This is a genomic window from Neopusillimonas aromaticivorans (genome assembly GCF_030344915.1).
Classification (GTDB): Bacteria; Pseudomonadota; Gammaproteobacteria; order Burkholderiales; family Burkholderiaceae_B; genus Neopusillimonas; species Neopusillimonas aromaticivorans.
The window spans coordinates 2,592,701-2,612,623 of sequence record NZ_CP128233.1; the positions used below are offsets into that span (position 1 = coordinate 2,592,701).

19 protein-coding genes and 7 pseudogenes are annotated in these 19,923 nt (G+C 57.0%); 3 read left to right on the forward strand and 23 right to left on the reverse strand.

Going from position 1 to position 19,923, the window contains the following annotated elements:
- Positions 1-54 precede the first annotated feature (54 nt).
- The 15 genes and pseudogenes from fliR to fliF all read right to left on the reverse strand — a co-directional run bounded on the left by fliR (position 55) and on the right by fliF (position 11,514).
- Positions 55-834: a flagellar biosynthetic protein FliR gene (gene fliR, locus N7E01_RS14255; RefSeq protein ID WP_289173345.1), complete on the reverse strand. Its 780-nt coding sequence runs from the start codon at positions 832-834 to the stop codon at positions 55-57.
- 11 nt (positions 835-845) lie between these two features.
- A complete protein-coding gene (gene fliQ / locus N7E01_RS14260; RefSeq protein WP_289173346.1) occupies positions 846-1,115 on the reverse strand; it encodes a flagellar biosynthesis protein FliQ in 270 nt (89 codons plus the stop codon).
- 23 nt (positions 1,116-1,138) lie between these two features.
- Positions 1,139-1,913 (reverse strand): annotated as a pseudogene (fliP, locus tag N7E01_RS14265) (flagellar type III secretion system pore protein FliP).
- 8 nt (positions 1,914-1,921) lie between these two features.
- Positions 1,922-2,233, reverse strand: coding sequence for a flagellar biosynthetic protein FliO (gene fliO, locus N7E01_RS14270; RefSeq protein WP_289173347.1), 312 nt, complete (start codon positions 2,231-2,233; stop codon positions 1,922-1,924).
- A gap of 4 nt (positions 2,234-2,237) precedes the next feature.
- A pseudogene (fliN, locus tag N7E01_RS14275) lies at positions 2,238-2,757 on the reverse strand (flagellar motor switch protein FliN).
- Between the two features lie 119 nt (positions 2,758-2,876).
- A pseudogene (fliM, locus tag N7E01_RS14280) lies at positions 2,877-3,886 on the reverse strand (flagellar motor switch protein FliM).
- Positions 3,887-4,345, reverse strand: a complete 459-nt coding sequence (locus tag N7E01_RS14285; protein WP_289173348.1) for a flagellar basal body-associated FliL family protein — start codon at positions 4,343-4,345, stop codon at positions 3,887-3,889.
- Positions 4,346-4,377: 32 nt separating this feature from the next.
- Positions 4,378-4,674 carry a flagellar hook-length control protein FliK gene (locus tag N7E01_RS14290; RefSeq protein WP_289173350.1) on the reverse strand — a complete coding sequence of 99 codons (297 nt, stop codon included), beginning with the start codon at positions 4,672-4,674 and terminating at the stop codon, positions 4,378-4,380.
- A gap of 2 nt (positions 4,675-4,676) precedes the next feature.
- Entirely contained in the window at positions 4,677-4,892 is a 216-nt protein-coding gene (locus tag N7E01_RS14295) for a hypothetical protein (protein ID WP_289173352.1), read from the reverse strand.
- A 95-nt stretch (positions 4,893-4,987) separates the two neighbouring features.
- Positions 4,988-6,094, reverse strand: coding sequence for a hypothetical protein (locus tag N7E01_RS14300; protein WP_289173353.1), 1,107 nt, complete (start codon positions 6,092-6,094; stop codon positions 4,988-4,990).
- Positions 6,095-6,098: 4 nt separating this feature from the next.
- On the reverse strand, positions 6,099-6,560 hold the full coding sequence (fliJ, locus tag N7E01_RS14305) for a flagellar export protein FliJ (protein WP_289173355.1): 462 nt from the start codon (positions 6,558-6,560) through the stop codon (positions 6,099-6,101).
- Positions 6,547-7,885 (reverse strand): annotated as a pseudogene (gene fliI, locus N7E01_RS14310) (flagellar protein export ATPase FliI). The gene fliJ and the pseudogene fliI overlap by 14 nt, the downstream one beginning before the upstream one ends.
- Positions 7,878-8,570 (reverse strand): annotated as a pseudogene (gene fliH, locus N7E01_RS14315) (flagellar assembly protein FliH); the annotation flags it as partial. The pseudogenes fliI and fliH, both read right to left, overlap by 8 nt.
- 264 nt (positions 8,571-8,834) lie before the next feature.
- Positions 8,835-9,836 carry a flagellar motor switch protein FliG gene (fliG, locus tag N7E01_RS14320; protein WP_289173356.1) on the reverse strand — a complete coding sequence of 334 codons (1,002 nt, stop codon included), beginning with the start codon at positions 9,834-9,836 and terminating at the stop codon, positions 8,835-8,837.
- Positions 9,823-11,514: a flagellar basal-body MS-ring/collar protein FliF gene (fliF, locus tag N7E01_RS14325; protein WP_289173359.1), complete on the reverse strand. Its 1,692-nt coding sequence runs from the start codon at positions 11,512-11,514 to the stop codon at positions 9,823-9,825. Before fliF ends, fliG begins: the two co-directional genes overlap by 14 nt.
- A gap of 363 nt (positions 11,515-11,877) precedes the next feature.
- Here fliF and fliE point away from each other — a divergent pair.
- Positions 11,878-12,209 (forward strand): annotated as a pseudogene (gene fliE / locus N7E01_RS14330) (flagellar hook-basal body complex protein FliE).
- A gap of 88 nt (positions 12,210-12,297) precedes the next feature.
- Here fliE and N7E01_RS14335 read toward each other — a convergent pair.
- The 7 genes from N7E01_RS14335 to N7E01_RS14360 form a co-directional block, all read right to left on the reverse strand.
- Positions 12,298-12,615, reverse strand: a complete 318-nt coding sequence (locus N7E01_RS14335) for an EscU/YscU/HrcU family type III secretion system export apparatus switch protein (protein WP_289173361.1) — start codon at positions 12,613-12,615, stop codon at positions 12,298-12,300.
- 70 nt (positions 12,616-12,685) lie between these two features.
- The gene (locus N7E01_RS14340; protein ID WP_289173363.1) at positions 12,686-14,035 is read right to left on the reverse strand and encodes a flagellar hook-length control protein FliK; all 1,350 of its coding nucleotides are present in this window, start codon (positions 14,033-14,035) and stop codon (positions 12,686-12,688) included.
- Complete coding sequence (locus N7E01_RS14345; RefSeq protein WP_289173364.1) at positions 14,032-14,388, reverse strand: flagellar protein FliT; 357 nt, start codon at positions 14,386-14,388, stop codon at positions 14,032-14,034. The genes N7E01_RS14340 and N7E01_RS14345 overlap by 4 nt, the downstream gene beginning before the upstream one ends.
- A gap of 44 nt (positions 14,389-14,432) precedes the next feature.
- Positions 14,433-14,867: a flagellar export chaperone FliS gene (gene fliS / locus N7E01_RS14350; protein WP_289173365.1), complete on the reverse strand. Its 435-nt coding sequence runs from the start codon at positions 14,865-14,867 to the stop codon at positions 14,433-14,435.
- On the reverse strand, positions 14,864-15,127 hold the full coding sequence (fliD, locus tag N7E01_RS19525) for a flagellar filament capping protein FliD (RefSeq protein ID WP_434089521.1): 264 nt from the start codon (positions 15,125-15,127) through the stop codon (positions 14,864-14,866). Before fliD (N7E01_RS19525) ends, fliS begins: the two co-directional genes overlap by 4 nt.
- Positions 15,124-16,254: a flagellar filament capping protein FliD gene (gene fliD, locus N7E01_RS14355; protein ID WP_434089522.1), complete on the reverse strand. Its 1,131-nt coding sequence runs from the start codon at positions 16,252-16,254 to the stop codon at positions 15,124-15,126. Before fliD (N7E01_RS14355) ends, fliD (N7E01_RS19525) begins: the two co-directional genes overlap by 4 nt.
- A 111-nt stretch (positions 16,255-16,365) precedes the next feature.
- Positions 16,366-16,761, reverse strand: a complete 396-nt coding sequence (locus N7E01_RS14360) for a flagellar protein FlaG (protein WP_289173366.1) — start codon at positions 16,759-16,761, stop codon at positions 16,366-16,368.
- Positions 16,762-16,973: 212 nt separating this feature from the next.
- Between N7E01_RS14360 and N7E01_RS14365 the strand changes: the two are divergent.
- Together N7E01_RS14365 and ribA are read left to right on the forward strand one after the other, a co-directional pair.
- Positions 16,974-17,733, forward strand: a pseudogene (locus N7E01_RS14365) (RNA polymerase sigma factor FliA).
- Between the two features lie 127 nt (positions 17,734-17,860).
- Complete coding sequence (gene ribA, locus N7E01_RS14370) at positions 17,861-18,472, forward strand: GTP cyclohydrolase II (protein ID WP_289173367.1); 612 nt, start codon at positions 17,861-17,863, stop codon at positions 18,470-18,472.
- 61 nt (positions 18,473-18,533) lie between these two features.
- Here the strand turns inward: ribA and dbpA are convergent, their stop codons facing one another.
- The gene (gene dbpA / locus N7E01_RS14375; RefSeq protein ID WP_289173368.1) at positions 18,534-19,919 is read right to left on the reverse strand and encodes an ATP-dependent RNA helicase DbpA; all 1,386 of its coding nucleotides are present in this window, start codon (positions 19,917-19,919) and stop codon (positions 18,534-18,536) included.
- Positions 19,920-19,923: the final 4 nt, after the last annotated feature.

The following is a 19,923-nucleotide window of genomic DNA, read 5'->3' on the forward strand; positions in this document are numbered from 1 at the left end:
TTGTTGATACTTGAGCCATTACCTTTGAAGCGCCTCGCTTTACTGAAACAGTCTTTATAGCGCGTTGATCGCTCGCCCCATAGTCTGGATGCCCGAGTCTACCAAGCGTTCAAAAAATGGCGCGATTTGCGGCAGGACAATCCACAATAAAATCAATCCGACCATCAAACTGATCGGGAAGCCGACCGCAAAAACTGATAGTTGTTGAGCGGTACGGTTCAGAATGCCAAGCGCCAGGCTGATGCTGAGCAGAACAATAATCAGCGGCAGGGCAAGCAGCATGCCTGACACCAGTACCTGCGAACTCCAGTCCAGCAAGACGGCGATACCGGCGCTGTTGATGGGGTTCGCACTAATGGGCAGCAGGTCGAAGCTGCGGATGAAACCGGCCAGCATCAGCAAGTGGCCATTCATGGCAATGAACAGCAGCATGGCAACCATGTTCATGATTCGCGCCAGAACGGCGGTGTTTGCGCCCGTTTGCGGGTCAAAGAATGATGCGAACGATAACCCCATTTGCAGCCCGATGAATTCCCCGGCGGTTTGTACGACGGCAAACACAACCCGCATGATCAGACCGAGCAGTACGCCGATCAGGAACTGTTGCAGCACAATGAACAGCCCTTCGTAGGATGCCGGAGAATAGGTGGGTGGAGCGGGCAGTGTCGGGGCCACCACAAGGGCTATGAATACGGCCAGCCCGACTTTGGCGCGTGCCGGGATAGAGGCCTCACCCAGGATTGGCGCCGTGGCCATGAAGGCGGCGATACGCACGAAAGGCCACAAAAAAGCGTTCAGCCAGCCATACAGTTGTGCCGCATCAACTGAAATCATTTCCTACCCTGTCAGCCGGCCAGGGTAGGCAATGACTGGATCAGGTGGCGGATGTAGTCGACCATGACGCTGATCAGCCACGGCCCGGCCAGTACCAAGGTTGCACCGACAGCCAATAACTTGGGAATGAATGACAGCGTCATTTCATTGATTTGTGTGGCGGCCTGGAAAATACTGATCACCAGACCGACGACCAGGGTAACGAAGAGCAGTGGCCCGGCCATGGTCAGGGCTACTTTCATGGCCAGGTAGGTCATGGACATTACGGTTTCAGGCGTCATGGCGGTTTCCTGGGTATCGTTCGCTAGACCGCGAAGCTGCGGGCCAGCGACCCGAGCAGCAAGTGCCAGCCGTCAGCCAGAACAAATAGCATTAGCTTGAACGGCAATGAAATCGTTACCGGTGGCACCATCATCATCCCCAGCGCCATCAACACACTGGCCACCACCAGGTCAATGATCAGAAAAGGGATGAAAATGGTGAAACCGATCTGGAAGGCGGTTTTCAGCTCGCTGGTGACAAAGGCCGGAACCAGTACGCGTAACGGGACATCCTGAGGCGTTTCAAGCTGAGTGATACCGGCCATGTTGGCAAACAAAGACAGGTCAGTTTCACGCGTGTGGTTTAGCATGAAGGCTTTCATGGGCTCTGCAGCGGCCGCCAATGCCGGCTCAAAGGCCAATTCACCCGTGCTGAGGGGTAAATAGGCCTGTTCATAGACCTGATCAAACACCGGGGCCATGGCAAAAAACGTCAGGAACAGGGCCAGGCCGATAAGGACCGAATTGGGGGTGAGGCCCCGGTACCCATGGCATTGCGCAACAGCCCCAACACGATGATGACGCGAGTGAATCCCGTCATCATCAGCAGCATGGCGGGCAGGAACGACATCATCGTCAGCAGCAACAGTGTTTGCAGGCTGAGTGAATAGTTCTGTGCCCCGTTGGCTCCGGGGTTGCGGTAAAGGCCGGCAGCCCTTGCGCAACGGCCTGGCCGCCTAACAGGGCGGCAATGATCAGCAGGACGGGAACGACCAGCAGTTGTTTCAGACGGCGCGTGTGGCAGCCATGTTGCGTCATGAATGCTGTCATGACTTCAGCTCGCTGGCAAACGCCTGTGCCTTGTCGTACTGCACGTTGGCGGAATGAGTGTGTGGCGGCAATTGATGAAGCAGCGTGATGTGCTGGGGTGTAACGCCGAGCACCAGGCGAGCCTGTTCAACCTCAACGATGGTAATGAAGCCACGTCCACCCAGGCTATACGAACTAACAACTTTGATATCGTTTTGGCTGCGACCACGGATTAAACCGGTACGCCGGGCCAGCCACGCCCCGCCCAGAATCAGCGCCAGAATGAACAATAACGCAACGATGGGTTGCAGAACGTCGGGCGCATCCATGAACTTAGCGGCGGCTGTTAAGCCGGTGCAAACGGTCGGATGGGGTAATGATATCGGTCAGGCGAATACCGTACTTGTCGTCGACGACAACCACCTCACCCTGTGCAATCAGGTAACCGTTCACGAAAATGTCCATGGGCTCGCCGGCCAGGCCGTCAAGCTCGACAACCGAGCCTTGCCCCAGCTGCAGGATGTTCTTGATCGTCAGCTTGGTACGCCCCAGTTCGACAGACAACTGGACAGGAATGTCCATGATCATGTCGATGTCACTGTTTCCGGCGCTGCCTGAACCAATGAGCGGCTGGAAAACCTGCTGTGTCGCAGGCATGGCAACAGGTTGAGGTTCAGCCGCGTAGTCCATTTCGGTGGCTTGCTGAGGCTGTGTCGTGGCGGTCTGTTCTGCCATTGCGGCAGCCCAGTCATCCATTTCGTTCTGCAGGCCATCAGCACTGGGTTGACCCCGGTGTTGTTGATGCCTGCTCTGCCAGAGCGGCCGCCCAATCATCATCCAGTTCGGCAGACATGTCGCCAAAATCGGTATTGTCGGGCGATTCTGCAGATGCGGGGGTATCAATGGATGCGGGATCAGTGCCCTGATCGTCGTTGAGATCGTTTGCTTTATCGGGATCTTGGGTCGGATCGGTCATGGGGTTCTTACTCGTTTTAATTCAGGTTCGATCGGCGCCAGAAACTTCTGAACACGCAGGGCATACTTTTCGTTGAAGCTACCGTAGGTACATTCCAGAACAGGTACACCCCCGATAGACGCGGTGACGGTCGGCGATAGCTCGAGTGGCAGCACGTCGTTCACTTTCATGTGCATGAGCTTGCCGATGGTAGAGTTGACACGCGCAAATTCAGCCACCAGTTCGACATCGGCGCTGCGTACTTCGAGTGACAGCTGTTTCGTCCAGCGACGGTCAATGTCATCGGACGCCGAGTCTTGCAATGGGCGTGACAGTACATCGCGGATAGGTTCGAGCATGGAGTAGGGCAGGCAGATGTTCAGGTTGCCGCCGGTAGCCCCCAGTTCAATATTGAATGAGCACACCACCACGATTTCATTGCCGCTGGTAATGCTGGCGAATTTTGCATACATTTCTGAACGGATGTATTCGAGCTCAAGCGGATAAATGTTTTCCCAGCAGTTCTGGTAGGCATCAAGGGTTGCGGTTAACAGACGACCGATGATGCGCTGTTCGGTCGTGGTGAAGTCTCTCCTTCGATACGCGTGTTGAGGCGCCCGTTGCCCCCGAAAAGACTGTCAATAATCAGGAAAATGAGGTTCGGGTCGTAGGTGAACAGTGCCGTGCCGCGCAAGGGCTTCATGCTGACCATGTTCAGGTTGGCCGGAACGGGTAGGTTGCGTTCGAAATCAGAGTATTTCTGAATCTTGATGGCCGATACAGTGATGTCGGCGTTACGGCGCATGAAGTTCAGCAATACGGTACGCAGGCGTCGTGCGAAGCGTTCATGTATGAGTTCGAGCGTGTGCATGCGATGACGCACGACACGATCTGGAGAGCTGAGGTCGTAGGGCCGCACGCCCGAGCGCTCTTCCAGGGCTGTCTTGGAGGGCGCATCATCTTCGCCTGACACAGTGGCCAGGAGGGCATCAACTTCATCCTGAGAGAGAAAGTTGGAATACGACATTTATTGAATTACGAACGCAGTAAATAAAACGTTGGAAATAGCGGGGCGGTTAGGGTTTGGGTAGTAGGCCTCTGACAAGGATTTGACCAGGTTAAGGGCGAGTTCGTTGCGGCCTTCGCTTGACTGCAGGTTGCTGGGTGTCTTTTTTGTGAGTTCACTGATAACGCGGTTACGTACTTCAGGCATGTATTCAACCAGTTGTTCGCGCGAGGCATCGTTGTTAACGCGCAGGGTGATTTCCACATAAAGAATACGCGTGCTGTTGTTTTCGCGCAACGTTACGGTGAATGGGTCGAGCGGCAAGAAAATGGGCTTGGGCGGCGGTGCGACCTCGACCACGGGTGCGGCGTCGGCTTGCCCACCGGCCAGCATGCCGGAAGATTGCAGGAAATAGAACGTGCTGCCCAGAGTGACAGCCATAATGGCGATAACAAGTAACGCGAGTTTCAGCAGTTTCATCAATCAGGGAAGCGTTGTTGGGTTGCAGGTGGTCAGGCAAACGTATTGATCTGGCCATTATGCGCGCTTTGTGCACGCACTGTTGACGCAGGCAGGGCATTTTCGGCTACGACGCTCGCTGAAGCAAGTGAATTATTGCCTTTGGTGCCCGACGGGCTGTCTTCGCCGGCCTGCTGCCCGGTTTGACCTTGATCGCTGACCGATGTCTGGCCCAGCGAAATACCGGCCTGGGCCAACTGTTGCTGCAACTGGGGTAACGCATTTTCTACCGCATTACGTACATTGGCGTGCGGGGAAATGAACATGGCCTGCGCGACGCCATCGTTCATGCTCAGTGAAATGCGGATGGGGCCCAGATCCGGGGGTCGAGCCGCATTTCAATGGTTTGAAGGCCGTTTTTAAGCGTCTGGCTGATGCCGGCTACCTGTTGGCTGAAATCATTGCCCCACTGGGGGTGGCCCAACGGCGTGCTGACCAGCGGCGTGGCCATGGACCCAGGTGCAAAACTGGTGGGGGTCGGGGCAAGCCCGATGCTGGCTTCCGTCAAGGGTGTTGCGACCTGTGGTTGAGATTGTGCAGACCCACGCCCAAAAGTGCTATTGGCTGCAGCGATGAAATTGGATTTCAGGTCAGCATCAGCCTTCAGGCTGCTTTCAGAGAGTGTGTTGAATGCACGAGATTCAGTTCCAGAGGCTGTGCCGTTGGCGTTGCGCCCGGCTGCTTTTTCGAGGGCAAGGCGTGAATTCGCGTCCAGGCGTGCATCGCGATCGAGGGTGTCAGCGCGCTGGTTAAGCCGGGCCAATGCACTATCGGCATTCTCACGGGCAGCGTCAGTTGTGGCCTGAACGCGCTGGTTAAGCCGGGCCAATGCACTATCGGCATTCTCACGGGCAGCGTCAGTTGTGGCCTGAACCGCAAAGTCAGGGTTTTCCCCTGACTGGCATCAGAACTTGCCGATGAGGCAGGACGAGCCCGGCCTGACACCGCAAGACGCGGGTCATTCGCGACTGGTTCTGCGACAGCCCGTTGATTGGCCAGCAGGCTGTTCTCTGTGAAATTACGTTGATTGCCGTGGCCGCTAGCATCTTCCAGCGCAAAACCTTTGAGAGCCTGGCCATTTTGGGCAAGGCTGTCCCCATTTTGTCTGGTTAGGTCAGCCGTTGCCGTTGTGTCATTTGCGACAAGTGCTGCTTCAGCCCCGGATGCAGAGGTGGCCGACGCATTACGCGCCATGAAGACCTGTGCGACCGCTGCAGCAAGGTCAGACATGGCCAGCGCAACAGGGTTGGCGGCGGGCTCGTCTTCAGTGACAGCCTGTTTATTGGCGTGTGGGGAGGCGTCGGTGCCGGGAGCGCCCGAGCTGCTGGTGTCGTTTGACCCCGAGCTGCTGGTATGAGAGGCCACAGCGCCATTCGCGGTGGTTGGGTCTTGTGAGGTTTCAGCGCTTGAGGTGGCTTGCTGAGTGTTGGTCGTACTGGCGGAAGAGGCTTGCGGCGCCGGGGTGGAAGAGGCCTGTTGCGTATTGGTCGGAGGACTTTGTGCCGCGCTGTTGCCTGACTGTGCCGCACTGTTATTGCTTGCGGGTGCTGGGCTGCGGTACTGCGGCGCTGGCGCGGCCTGCTGGGTACGCTGGTTGCCCAGAATGTCAGCAAAATTTTGAGCGTTGGCGTCGGAAAAGCTTGAAGCCGACACTTTGGCCGGCTGGGCTGAAATAAGGTTGACGACCGATGTCGTTTGTTGTGCATTCATGGTGTTACCCGTTACCCTTTGCATGGGGTTGATGACGACGGTACTGGTGCATGGACATCTCGTCGTTGAACTTCTGTTCTTTGCGGTTAAGCTGAAGCTGGCGCTCGTTTTCCTGGCGCGATAACAGCGTTTCGTAGGAGGTCAGTTGCCGCTTTTGATCAAACCATTGCTGTTTGCCTTGCTCAAGCTTGAGGTCAAGCTGGGATACTATCTTATTTTGCTGTGAAATGGCTTCATCTAAAGTAGCGATAAACTGCCTAAAATTATGGTAGTTCGCAGCTGACATGCCTTCGACAGAGGCCTTTTCAAAACGCTCGATGTAATCCTGGCGGTAAACATGAAGCGTGGCCAGTTGTTCCTGGGCGCCGTCGCGCGAAGCAGTAATGGCTTGCAGTTGTCGCGCGGCTTCGTCGGCCTGATTTTTGGTCAGGTCGATCAGTGTGTTAAGCGGATTATCGGTTGCCATTCATGTTCCCTGCCCTTGCCGGTGTGGTCAGCAGCATGTCAAGTTCTTGCCGCGCCCGCGTGTAGTCAATCCGCGTGTTAATGCTTTGCTGCAGATAAGCCTCAAGCCGCGGGTATTTTTCGATGGCTTCATCGATGCGGGGGTCGTTGCCAGGCCGGTAAGCGCCGACGGCGATAAGGTCACGGTTGCGCTGGTAACGCGATAGCATTTGCTTGAATTGGTGCACCATATTGACTTGTTCTTGAGGAACGACGGCCGACATGACGCGGGAAATTGAGGCCTCAATATCGATGGCCGGGTAGTGGCCTGACTCGGCCAGTTTGCGCGACAAGACGACATGGCCATCAAGAATGGCACGCGCCGAATCGGCAATCGGGTCTTGCTGGTCGTCACCTTCTGTAAGCACAGTATAAAACGCGGTAATGGATCCTGCAGGTTTGTTACCAACCGGCGCGCCGTTACCGGCCCGTTCGACCAGAGCGGGAAGTTTGGCGAAAACAGAGGGTGGGTAGCCCTTGGTGGCCGGGGGCTCACCGATGGCCAGGGCAATTTCACGTTGTGCCATGGCATAGCGGGTGAGTGAATCCATGATCAGCAAGACGTTTTTGCCTTGGTCACGGAAATATTCGGCCAGCCGTGTGGCGTATACGCAGGCTTGAATACGCAACAGGGGTGAAACATCGGCCGGCGCGGCCACGACAACAGCGCGTTTCAGGCCATCGGCCCCGAGGTTTTCCTCAATGAATTCCTTCACTTCGCGGCCCCGTTCACCGATCAGGCCGACGATGATGATTTCGGCTTCGGTGTAACGGGCCATCATGCCCAGCAGTACGCTTTTACCGACCCCGGAACCGGCAAACAACCCCATCCGCTGGCCACGGCCAACGGTCAGCAGGCCATTAATGGCGCGAACGCCGACGTCAAGGACGGATTTGATGGGAGCGCGGGCCAGCGGGTTGATGGTGTGGGCGGTCAGGAAGCCTGGGAAACCTGTGTCAGTGCGCCCAAGCCGTCAAGGGTCGTCCTGCGCCATCCAGCACGCGGCCCAGCAAGCCTTCACCGACCGGCAAATGCCGTGCCTGGGTCGTGATGTGCATGTCGTCGATGGGGTCGAACGGGCGGTCATCTATGGGTGCGACGGTCGTCTCGGCAGGCACAATACGCGCCCCTGGAGGCAGGCCTGAAATATCGCTTTGGGGCATCAGGTACAGGGTGTTGCCGTTGAAGCCGACCACTTCGGCATCCGCCCAGTGGTCGTGTCGTGGCGAAATTTCAATTTTGCATGCGGCGCCGACGGCCAGGCGCAGGCCGGTGGCTTCAAGCACCAGCCCGGTAGCCCGCGTGACCCTTCCGCTGGCGTTCCAGGATTCGATGGTGGAGACGCGACGCGATGCATTCAGCAGCCGGTTGTTCCATCGGCTGGCCAAAGACGGGAGTTTGACGCCGATATTGCTCATGGGTTTTTGATCCAGGGGCGTGATCGCTTAACGTTCCGGCAACGCGCTCCCAGCGGGTTTTGAGTGTCGCGTCGATATCACCCAGTGATGTTTCGGCAATACAGCCGCCGCGTTCAATACGTTCGTCAGGCTCCAGGTGCCACTTGTGCAAGCGCGGATCGTCGGACAAGTGACGTTTGAGCAGCGCCATGTCTTCGGGATGCAGACGCAGGTACATCAGGGTGTCGCTGTTGGTGTCCGCTTGCAGAATGTCGCGTACGGTTTCCACCACTTTTTCAGGGGCAATCACGAGTGTACTGCGTATGACCTGGCGGGCGATGTTCAGAGCCAAATCTACAACGGAATCAGCAATTTGGGCGTCCAGGGCCTGGACGGAGGCGGTGAACTCATTGACCAGCTGTTGCAAGCGCTGAGCCTCGGCATTTCCCAGCGCACGAGCTTCTGCCAGACCTTTCTCGTAGCCTTCGCGATGGCCGGCCTGGAAACCTTCATCGTGTCCGATTTTCTGCGCTTCGGCCTTGCCTTTTGCGAAGCCTTCGGCGTGACCTTTTTCAACCCTTCGGCGTAGCCCTCTGTGCGGGCCGCTTCGCGCACGTTTTTCCCGATCTGGGCGACATGAGCCAGGACGTCGTCAGGTATGGGGTGCAGGTTCGTTGTGGCGGGGTCGGTGCCGGATGAGGCGGGTGGCGTTTGTTGCTGTTCGGCAAGGCGTCGCGAGAGTTTGCTGCCCGGCGCCGGCCGGGCGGGTTTGGTGCTGCCCAGGTCAGCCATTTCCCAGCGTCGCCACGCCTCCGGATCGAGATTGTCGCTTTTGGGATCAGACATACTCGTCGTTGCCAAGGCGGGTCAGGCTGATCTGGCCTGTTTCGGCCAGGCGGCGCGCCACCGACAGAATGCCTTTTTGTGCTTCTTCCACTTTGGACATGCGAACCGGCCCCTGGGCCTCCAGGTCGTCGCGCAGCATTTCGGCAGCACGATTTGACATGTTGTTGAGGAATTTCTCGCGCAGCTCTTCCGGAGCCCCTTTGAGAGCGATAATGAGGCTGTCGGTGTTGATTTCTTTGAGAATGAGCTGGATCGCAGTATCTTCGATGTCGAGAAGATTGTCGAAAACGAACATTTCTTCGCTGATGCGCTGGGCCAGGTCGGCGTCGATTTCGCGCAGCGTATTCATGACGGCGTCTTCTTCGGTTGACGTCATGAAGTTCAGGATTTCGGCCGCGGTACGTACGCCACCCAGCTTGCTGCGTTTTGCGCTCTGGCCCGACAACAGATTGTTCAGCACATCGGTAAGCTCGGCCAGCGCAGCCGGTTGTACGCCGCCAAATGTGGCAATACGCAACATGACGTCATTGCGAAGGCGCTCGTTAAGCAGTTCCAGTACGGCAGATGCCCGGTCACGCTGCAAGTGGACAAGGATGGTCGCGATAATCTGGGGGTGTTCATCGGCAACGAGTTCGGCCACGCTGTTGGCGTCCAGCCAGTTCAGGGCGTCGATCCCGCCGGAGCCGGCTTCGGCGTCAAGAATGTCTTCGATCAGACCGGCGGCACGATCGGTGCCCAAGGCTTTGGTCAGTACCGAACGGATGTAGTCTTCAGAGCCCAGGCTGACCGCCATGAACTGGTCGGCTTCATCGCGAAAATCTGACAGCACCTTGTCGACGTCGGCCCGCGTCAGTTGTTTGATGGCCGCCATGGCCCCCGAAATTTGCTGGATTTCGGGTGGCGACAGGTGTTTGAAGACCTCGGCTGCGGCGTCTTCGCCGAGCGACATGATCAGGATCGCGCAGCGTTCAATAGGGTCATCAAGATTTGCCATGTTGCTTTTCCATCCATGAACGAATCACCATGGCCACTGCGCGAGGATCTTTCTCGGCCATTTCGCGGGCAAGTTTCAGGCGGTCTTCGTACTTCGTGATATCGGAAGCACGCTGCAGGATTTCGTCTTCGTCTTCGGTGGTACTGACCACGGTTTCGAGGGTTTCTTCTGTTTTCCTGGAGAGGCTTTCGACTGCAGGTTTGCCAATTTTGCGCCAGAAAATGAACAGGGCAATTGCAATCAGCAGATATTCCAGGCCTTTGAGCGCCAGGGCATGGTATTCGGGGTTCTTCCAGACCGGCGGTGGCGGGATCATGCTTTCGCTGAACGGACTGTTGATGATGCTGACGGTGTCACCGCGCTCGGCCGAGTACCCCATGGCGTCACGTACCAGACTGTTCAGGCTGTCGAGTGTTTCCTGCGGCAGCGGAACATATTCGCCTTCAGTATTGGGCTGGTAGTTGAGCACCACCGCCACAGACAGTCGACGCAGTTGGCCGACCGGATCTTTGACGTGGCTGATGGTGCGGTCAACTTCGTAGTTGATGGTTGAGTCACGGCGCACGTTTGCCGGGCCCGTTGTGGTTTGGGCCGCGTTGGTGTTTTGAGGGGCCGCTGCATTAGGCTGGGCGCCAGGATTCGGGTTGCCGGCATTCGCGGGCTGACCCGCCTCTGCATTGGCGTTGTCACCCGGAGGCACGACAATAGGAGCCTGCGCATTGGCTGGCGGCTGGTTGGTCAGGGCACCCGGTACGCCCGCCGGGGGCAGGCCGCCGGAAAACTGGTCAGAGGCGCTGCGTTGTTCGCTGCGAACGGCGGCATCCACTGGGTTCTGGTTGGGGCGATAGACCTCGGAGGTTTGCTCACGCACGGCGAAATCGACGTCGGCGCTGGCTTGGGCGCGCACATTACCCGCACCGACCAAGGGAGTCAGCAGGGTCATGATGCGTTGTACCGTGCGCTGCTCGATGTCGTTGACCAGATTCCGACGCGAGCTTTCAAGCCCGGCATCACCACTGGGCGAAGTAAGAAGACGGCCATTCTGGTCGACAATGGAGACATTGTCCGACGCGAGGTTGGGTACGCTGGATGAAACCAGCCAGGTGATGGCCGACACTTGCGCCTCGCTGAGCGAGCGTCCGGGGTAAAGCGTGACCAGCACCGATGCCGTTGGAGGCTGGCGATCGCGTACAAACAGGCTTTCCCGTGGCATGGCCAGGTGAACCCGGGCTGATTGCACCGCATGCACCGCTTCGATCGAACTGGCCAATTCGCCTTCAAGTGCGCGCTGGTAGGTAATTTGTTCGGTGAACTGGCTGGCCCCGAAACGGGTGTTGTCCAGCAGTTCAAAGCCGGCATCGCCTGAGCGGGGCAACCCCTGCTCGGCCAGTTGCAGCCGTGTTTTATGCACCATGTCGGCCGGTACTTCAATGGCGGTGCCGTTATTGGCGATGCGATGCGGCACGCCCATTTGCGTAAGGGCGGTCACAATGGCACCGCCTTCTTTGTCGGGCAGGTTGGTGAACAGCGCACGGTACTCGGGCGGGCGCGACCACAAGATCAGTACCACGACCAAGGCGATCAGCAACGAGGCAGCACCAATGAGTGCCGGCTTGGGCACATTGGCTATTTTGGACAGGAAGGGGTAGCGAGCCAGTAATGCGGCAGCCTGGCTCATTGATAACCTCTGGGCACACGCGTGCTGGCGTCAGGCAGGGGTTTGAGCAAAAGGGTTGCAAGATACGCATTCAGCTAAACGTTAGTAGGCGGACCGTGAATTATTACGTTTCTTTTCTGGTCTGCAAGCGCCGAAAAGCCCCTCTTTTGGGTGCTTTTTCAGGTTAACGGCATGGATATGCTGTTCTTTATGGCAGCGGGTGCAGCGTTGTAACAATTTGCGGACTCTGAAAGGGCAGGAGTATCTGGAAAGTCAAGGGTTATTACCCGCCTTGCCGGGTTAAATCGAGACGTATAGTAGCATCCTGAAGTATTATTTGGTTTTTCTGTTTGGCACAAACTTTTTTTATAAGTGTCTGGATTTATGGCAATTGAGCAAATTTCGGGGCTGCAAGATATTTTGGGCCAACTGCGTTCTGTCGCCGAAGCGGCAGGGGGCGTTCGGTTACCGACAAGGTGTCGCTCGCCGAGCCGGGCGGGTTTGCGGCAGAGTTGCAACGTTCTATTCAGCAAGTGGCTGAAATGCAGAATGCATCGGCGGCACAGGCGCGTTCGTTCCAGCTGGGTGACCCCAACGTTTCGCTGAACGATGTCATGATTGATATGCAGAAAGCCAGTATTGCTTTCCAGACCACGGTGCAGGTACGTAATCGTCTGGTTGCGGCCTATCAGGAAATTGCCAGCATGCCAATCTGATCGTGTGTCTGCGCGTTTGTGCGTCAGGTCGCAGGCAACTCGATATTCCGGGGTTGCTATTTAATCCCGTCAGATGTTTTCAAGCCTTTCAGATGACCGGGCCCAATTCGGCTGGCAGTTCATCCTGGCGCGATTCCAGCATGTATAACCAGGCCAGAAGTTCAGCTACCGCCTGATACAGTTCCGGCGGTATATGCTGGTCCAGGTCAACTTGCATCAACAGCCCGACCAGCTCGGGCGATTCGTGAACGTACAAATCGTTTTCTTTGGCTGTTTTGATGATGCGTTCGGCTAAAGAGCCGTACCCCTTTGCGACAACCCGTGGGGCCGAGTCAGCCTGGTCGTACTTGATCGCGACAGCGCTGGGGCGATTGCGATGCAGGTCAGAGACGCCGGGTTTATTCATCAGAGACACCAGATTTAGTCATGATTGTCTTTTGCAGCAGCGGTACGGTCGATAACGAACTGGCTTAAGGTCAGGCCAGAAGCGTCGAAACTGCTGCGCAGCATATCGCGGTGTTCTGACAGGGTTTGCGCCGACTGGGGGCTACCGCGTGCAACAGCACCCGGTTGTCGACCAGATTGATACGGACATCGATTTCGCCCAGGTGCGGCAGTTGCAACTTCAGGCGTGTCGCCCAATGCGTTTGTGATTCAGGGTCGGCATCGTGGTCGGGCTCGCGCCGTTGTATTTCCCAATCCATTTTTGCATCCGGCCAGGCCTCGCCTCGCCACGCCACGGTTTGATTGGCCAGGACTTCAAGCTGCTGGCGAACCATCAGGTGGCTTTCAGGGTGAAGGCCGGCCAGCGTTGTGGCGCTGGCCCCAGGCTGTGCTGCCGTTTGCGCGCCTGTGCCGGGTGCGTTTGCGGATGCCTGGGTGCTGCCCGAACTTGCTGATGGCCCGCCTGCAGGTTCGGCACGTGACGTGACCGTGTTGTTTTGTAGCGTGGCATCGGTGGCAGCTGGTGGTTGAGCCGGGCGTGCTTGTGCCGCCAGGTGCAGCTGGGCTTGGGGTTCCTGACGTACAGTCTGGGCCTGGGTCTTGCCGAATGCAAGATCAGCCAAATGCGATTCGTAAAACAACCCGCTGCTTTGCAGGGCATTGCCCAAAGCTTGCATGAACGCTTGAGGTGACGTGCGCTGTGCGGTCATGGCCATTGAAATGACCGGATTGCCTTGGGCGTTTGCAGTGGCCTGTGTGCTTCCCTGACTGTTCGCTGTAGCGTTAGTGCTGCCTTGTGAGCCACCGGCTTGTCCAGTTTGCCCGGCCGGGTTGCCGGTGCTTGTGGCACTGCCCGGGTTGGCTGCAGAAGCGGTTGAGGCGGCCGGGCTGCTGCCGGAACCGGAGGCCGTGCCTGAAGGGGCGTTCTGGTTTTGAGTGGCTGTGTTTTGTTTGCCTTCGCCGAATGGCGAGACAAGCGGTTGACGACCCTGGACTGGCGCAGGTTGTTGCGGGAACGTCGTCAGTAAAGACAAAATGGTGCGCGCTGCATTACCTAATGTGGTCGGCGCAGAGGGCGTTGTGGTTGTGTTGGGGCCTTCACGGGTGCCTTTAAGCATCCCTTTCTGGGCATCCAGTTTGCCGCGCTCAATGGCTTGTCGAACCTGTTGTTCATTCTGAAGCTGTGCACGGTCGACATTTTCACGCGGTTCGCGGCTTACCGGATTCTGGAGCGGATCAAGCTTGGCGGCTTCGGCCGCCTGTGAGACTGCATCGGGGCGAGCCCCGTTCGCGATGTTGGTTTGCTGGGACGTTGCGATGCCTAGTGCAGCATCAATACGTTGCACCAGTAAAGTGCCCAGGGTTGGGCCATTAACGCTCATGAGCGAATCTTGGGTGGCGCCAGATAGGCATCAGCCACATGCTGTTGACGTTTCATTGTGCCCAACAGGCCGCCCAGACGCTCAAGCTCAGGGGCAACCATATGCCTGATACGGGCATCGTCATTCAATATTTTGGTGAGGTAAGGCTTGCGCGCCAGGCGATCGTCATCGTCAAGCGGGGTTAGCGCTTTCAGGTGTTCGACCGCATTGATGTATTGCTGGCCGACAGAGACCACGGACTCCCAGTCGTTCTGGCGTGCCAGGCGCACCATTTTGTCTGATAGCGAGGCAATCAGCTCGTATTGGCGTAACGTGGGCGAAGTCTGGGTCATAAAAGGTCGGGCTGCAAGCATAGGAACTCTTTTGTCAGGGGGCCGGGTGAGCGGACCGTACGGCATCAGGTGGCCGGTGTAGCGCTTTTGGGCCGGTCGACAGATGTTTTCCAGGCATCGGCGATTTCCTTCAGCATGGTTTCGGCCAGTTGAAGCTTTTCCTTGTCATTGTTCAGATTGGCCAGAAGCAGGTTTCTGACCATCAGATCGTAAGTTTCGGACAGGTTCTTGGCCAGCTCGCCGCCGGCTTCGAGATTAAGGCTGGCCTTGAGCCCCGATTCAATGATGTCGATGGCTTTGGAAATGGACGTGCCCCGGCCTGCGATATTGTTGCTGTCCATATAGAGGCGCGCCTTTGCGATGGCCGCCAACGCACCGTCATAAAGCAGGGTGATGAGGCGTTCGGGTGGTGCGCTGAGCACTTCGGTTTCGAGGCCGATGTTGGCGTACGCCTGAACAGAACGATTGCCGCGAGGGCCGCGGGGCATGGAGTAGGTCATTTCTTCTGGCTGGAGAGATTTTCGAGCATCGAAAGCTGTGTGGTGAGGTAACCACTGACCGAATTCATTTGCGCGATCATGGTGTCGAGCGCCGCGAACTGCTTTTGATACGTCGCCATCCGTTCGTCAATACGCAAGGACGTTGTTTCGTACTGGCGCGCCAGTTCTTTGACGGTTTCTGATGCGCCGTTGCTGGCCGAGTTGATTGGCCCGCGGGCGCTGAGCAAGTCGCCGGTGATTTGCCCCATGCGTTCAGTCACGCCCCCGCACCCTGAAGGAAGCTGGTGACGTCTGACAGGTTGTTTTTGAGGGCTGCGGACAGCTTTGCATTATCGAGCGTCAGTTCGCCATTCTGATAGTTGAACTCAATGCCGAGATCAGCCAACGAGCGAATGTCACCGTCAGGTGAGTTTACCGAGAGAATGCCGCGGACTTGTTCCTGAACGCGACGTGCAACCGCGTCACCCGTAAGGGCACTGCCTTGCTGGGTTTCGGTGTTGTACGAGGTTAATGAACGTACTGTGCCCTGGAGTGCGTTGTAGGCATTCACAAAATTGGTGATGGCCTTGCTGGCAGCGCTATCATCGCGAGTGACCGACAGATTGATGGTTTTCGCCGGGTCAGCGGTATTCAGCGTTAACGTGACACCTTCGATGACGTCTTCGATGGTGTTGGTTTGGCTGACGATATCAATACCGTTAATGGAGATTTTGGCATTTGTTGCTGCTTGCTCGGACACGGATTGGGGGTCGGTGCTGCTGGCATCAAAGTTCAGCAGATTGGCCAGATCAGTGTTGCCGGTGACTTCGATTTGAGTGACGGCAGCCTCGGTGCCCGTACCGGTTGCGGTGAGCATCAGCCGGTAAGGGTTCGAGGGGTCACCGTCGTTGATTACGGTGGCCTGGACGCCGAGTGAGTCATCGCCATTGATAGCTGCAATAAGACCGTTAATTGACGTATCGCCACTGCCGAGATTCAGTGTTTTGGTCGACCCGTCACCCAGCGTAAGGGTGATGGCCCCGCCGCTGCCGATGGTATCAGTACGGCTTGCAGCACCGGCGGTGACCAGTGATTGAGAGGTAGCCAATGTTTCAACCTTGACGGCATAGTTGCCTGCAATGGCTGTGGCGTCTACGCTGGCTGAAATGCCGTCGCCATTCACGGAGGCCTTCATGGCTCCGAAGGTTTCTGCTTTTGCGAGATTGCGTGACGATGTTTGCAGAGTTTCAACCGCGCTTTTGATCGTGCCATATGCCGATACACGACTTTGTTCGGTTTTCTGGCGGGCCGAAATTGTGTTGAGCACCTGGCTTTCATTGGTGCGCAGGTCGTCGAGTAACTTCGTCACGGGCAACCCCGAACCAACGCCGATTGATGAAATAGCCATTTGAAACTCCTTCAGAATGTTTTTACTGGTTTAGGGTTAGTGTAAACCCTTGCGGCACCCTGATCTATGCCCAGGAATGCCCGATTTGTGTTGTTGGTGTACGGCAGGACGTCAAACTTTGGTATCTACCATTTGACCTTGCATCTGGACGATCATTTTTGCCACTTTTAGCACTGCATCGCTGGGTACTGTCCGGATGACGTCGCCGGTTGCTGTATCGACAATAGACACCACCAGACGCTGTGCGTCTTCATCCATAGAGAACTTGAGGCCGGTAGACCATGCCTGCATGCGTTGATTCAGCTCTTCCAGGGTGTCATCCAGCTGTTTGGGTTCGGCTTGTTGAGGGCCTTTTTGGGCATTTTGCGAATTTAGCCGGGCGTCAAGGGCGGTTTCGGCCGCGGTGACTGCCCGCGCAGGTTCGGGCTGGTTCACGACGCGTACCGCATCGGCCATCTGGACAGTGATGCCGGCGGTTTGGGATGATGAATGTAGCGGGTTAATCATGAGAATTACTCCCGGGCAGTCAGGTAGGGGCAGGTTATTATTATCAGGTAACGGGGTTACGGCAGAGTTTGGTAAAAGTTTAGTGAAAGGGTCAATAGGGTGGAGTGCCCCGCTGAAATTGCCGTGGAACCCTTATTTTGTTGTTATTTGGCAACGAGTTTCGTTGTATAGTGCTTGCGTATTATTTACCGGAACACTGCATAAGACAAGGTATGCCGCTTACCGAAGATCAGCTTGTTGGCGAATATGCCCCCTGGTTCGGCGCCTGGCGTTACAGCTTATTTCGCGGCTGCCACCCAGCGTTGAACTTGATGATTTGCTTCAGGCCGGTTTGATGGGGCTGCTGGACGCCGTGCGTCGGTACCAGCAAATGCCCGAGGCGCAATTCGAGACCTACGCGGTAACGCGCATCCGGGGGCCATGCTGGACGAATTGCGCAGCCAGGACTGGCTGCCCCGAAGCGTACGCGCCAAGGCGCGCACTATCGAACAGGCAGTTCACAAGCTCGAACAACAACTGTTAAGGCCGGCAACCGAGTCCGAGATTGCGACCGAGCTTGATATCTCGTTGGACGATTACCACGACATGCTTGAAGATGCGCATGGGGTGCAGGTTGTGCACTACGAAGATCTTGCCCGTCATCAGAATGATGCCGGGCATGCGGGCGAAAATGTTGAAGATCCTGACGACGCCCGCAGTCAGTGGTCAAACCCGTTGCAGGCGCTGATGTCTCAAGGCTTGCGCGCTGCCCTGGTCGATGCAATTGGTCAGTTACCTGAACGCGAGGCGTTGCTGTTATCGTTACAGTTTGAACAAGACCTGAACCAGAAAGAAATCGCCGCAGTTCTGGGTGTTACCGAGGGGCGTGTCTCCCAGTTGCGTTCGCAGGCCATCACGCGGATTCGCGCCGCGCTGGCACGGGGCGCCTGGGATGAAAATTCTGGTGAAATTGATTTCCAGAGCTTGCTCTGATCACGCGCCGGGCCTCATTACGCGGGTGTGGCGGGTCAAACCGGGCGGCTCGTGGCGGGTTTGTCTGCCCAAAGAGTGTTAATCTTTTATTTTCGCGTCCGTTTCGCGCTCCCCCGAGAATTACAAAGTGGATTACGTCGATTCTTGCCAACTGCCCACCCCTTGGGCCGTTTTTACCCTACATGCCTTCGTCTCGCCCGACACCGGCAAAGAGCACGTTGCGCTGACGTTGGGTTCAGTCAATGATGGTCAGCCCGTGCTGGCCAGGGTGCATTCTGAATGCCTTACCGGTGATGCGCTGTTCAGCCAGCGTTGCGACTGCGGTGCGCAGCTTGAAACGGCGTTGCAAGCCATCGCCAAGGAAGGGCGGGGCGTGCTGTTGTATTTGCGTCAAGAGGGGCGCGGCATTGGTCTGGTCAACAAGATCAGGGCTTACCAGTTGCAAGATCAGGGGGCGGATACGGTCGAAGCCAATGTGCGCCTGGGTTTCCCTGCCGATATGCGGCGTTACGATATTTGCAAACCCATGCTTGATCACTTCGGTATTACGCAATTGCGTCTCATGACCAACAACCCGCGCAAGGTAGACGCCCTGACCCAGGTCGGGCTCAACGTGGCCGAACGATTGCCTTTGCAAGTGAACCGCAACCGGTACAACGAAGGGTATCTTCAAACCAAGGCAGCCAAGCTTGGCCATTGGTTCGCCACGCATCCGGCGCCGGTTGACGAGCAGGAATAACTGCTGGCTGGTATGACGGCAGCGCAACGCATTCGGGCTGAACGGTTTGTCTTTTACCGCCTCAGCTCATGAATCGCATGCGAAACTGTTTGCCCTTGATCTGGCTGCCGATCAGGTGGCTGTAGGCCTGTTCCGCGATTTCGCGGCGCAGGGCGACAAACGACACAAAATCCATAATCTTGATTTTGCCGACGTCTTCAAATTTCAGGCCAGCGTCTTTGGTCAGGGCCCCTAACAGGTCGCCAGGGCGCAGCTTGTGTTTTTTGCCGCCCTGGATGCACAGGGTCACCATCGGTGCGGAAATGGGCTTTATGGCCTGTTTCAGTACGGGGGCCAGCGGTTTCCACACCAGCGGCGACTTCTGAAACTCGGCGATACGTTCGGCCCAGTGTCGCTCTTTGGGGCCCACCAGGCTTAGCGCCAGCCCGGGCTGGTCGGTGCGACCGGTACGGCCGATGCGATGGATGTGTACTTCCGGGTCGGGTGAAATATCAATGTTCAGTACGGCGTCCAGTGTCTTGATGTCCAGGCCACGCGCGGCGACATCGGTGGCGACCAGAACCGCGCAGCTTTGGTTGGCGAATTGGATCATGACGTCTTCGCGCTCGCGCTGCTCCATGTCGCCATGCAGTTCCAGGGCGTTGAAACCGTGTTCACGCAGCAGGTCAACCATGTCCATGACTCGTGCCTTGGTATTACAAAAGACCAGGGTCGATGCCGGTTGGTGCATGGACAGTAGCCGAATACCGGCTTCCAGGCGCTGGTCGTCGGTGACTTCAAAGAAATGCTGTTCGATGTGGTGGCTGCTGTGCAACGATTCAGTGAATACTTCGGTGGGATTTTTCAGGAAGCGGGCACTGGCCTTGCGGATATTGTCGGGGTAGGTAGCCGAAAACAGCATGGTGTGACGTTTGTGCGGGCAGTGCGACGCAATGGCGACCATGTCATCAAAAAAGCCCATGTCGATCATGCGGTCGGCCTCGTCCAGCACCAGGGTATTCAAGCCTGGCAAGATCAGGGTTTCGCGCTCGAGGTGGTCGCGTATGCGACCCGGGGTGCCCACCACGATGTGCGCGCCGTGAGCCAGCGATTCGATTTGCGGTTTGATGGCGCTGCCGCCACACAACGTTAGTACTTTGATGTTGTCCATGCCTCGAGCCAAACGACGGATTTCGGCGCTGACCTGGTCGGCCAGTTCCCGGGTAGGGCACAACACCAGGGCCTGTGTGCCGAAGAACCGTGGGTTCAGGTGTGTCAGCAGGGGTAGCGTGAATGCTGCTGTTTTCCCGGAACCGGTTTTCGCTTGGGCGATCAGGTCTTTGCTCTCAAGGGTTAGCGGCAAGGTTTGTGCCTGAATGGGCGTCATTTCCGTGAAACCCAGGCTGTCGAGGGTGTTCAGCAGAGCGTCTGACAGGGGCAGGTCGTGGAAATTCGAGGGGTTGGTCATGAGT

Bases quoted from the DNA above. Each gene is read 5' to 3' on its own strand.
- N7E01_RS14340 (WP_289173363.1), bottom strand. From the start codon at position 14,035: ATGAGCGTTAATGGCCCAACCCTGGGCACTTTACTGGTGCAACGTATT.
- N7E01_RS14290 (WP_289173350.1), bottom strand. From the start codon at position 4,674: ATGAACGATGGCGTCGCGCAGGCCATGTTCATTTCCCCGCACGCCAAT.
- fliG (WP_289173356.1), bottom strand. From the start codon at position 9,836: ATGGCAAATCTTGATGACCCTATTGAACGCTGCGCGATCCTGATCATG.
- N7E01_RS14285 (WP_289173348.1), bottom strand. From the start codon at position 4,345: ATGAAACTGCTGAAACTCGCGTTACTTGTTATCGCCATTATGGCTGTC.
- fliS (WP_289173365.1), bottom strand. From the start codon at position 14,867: ATGACCTACTCCATGCCCCGCGGCCCTCGCGGCAATCGTTCTGTTCAG.
- N7E01_RS14360 (WP_289173366.1), bottom strand. From the start codon at position 16,761: ATGATTAACCCGCTACATTCATCATCCCAAACCGCCGGCATCACTGTC.
- N7E01_RS14335 (WP_289173361.1), bottom strand. From the start codon at position 12,615: ATGAATAAACCCGGCGTCTCTGACCTGCATCGCAATCGCCCCAGCGCT.
- fliO (WP_289173347.1), bottom strand. From the start codon at position 2,233: ATGGATGCGCCCGACGTTCTGCAACCCATCGTTGCGTTATTGTTCATT.
- fliF (WP_289173359.1), bottom strand. From the start codon at position 11,514: ATGAGCCAGGCTGCCGCATTACTGGCTCGCTACCCCTTCCTGTCCAAA.
- fliQ (WP_289173346.1), bottom strand. From the start codon at position 1,115: ATGACGCCTGAAACCGTAATGTCCATGACCTACCTGGCCATGAAAGTA.
- fliR (WP_289173345.1), bottom strand. From the start codon at position 834: ATGATTTCAGTTGATGCGGCACAACTGTATGGCTGGCTGAACGCTTTT.
- fliD (WP_434089522.1), bottom strand. From the start codon at position 16,254: ATGGCTATTTCATCAATCGGCGTTGGTTCGGGGTTGCCCGTGACGAAG.
- N7E01_RS14345 (WP_289173364.1), bottom strand. From the start codon at position 14,388: ATGCTTGCAGCCCGACCTTTTATGACCCAGACTTCGCCCACGTTACGC.
- N7E01_RS14300 (WP_289173353.1), bottom strand. From the start codon at position 6,094: ATGAATGCACAACAAACGACATCGGTCGTCAACCTTATTTCAGCCCAG.
- fliJ (WP_289173355.1), bottom strand. From the start codon at position 6,560: ATGGCAACCGATAATCCGCTTAACACACTGATCGACCTGACCAAAAAT.
- dbpA (WP_289173368.1), bottom strand. From the start codon at position 19,919: ATGACCAACCCCTCGAATTTCCACGACCTGCCCCTGTCAGACGCTCTG.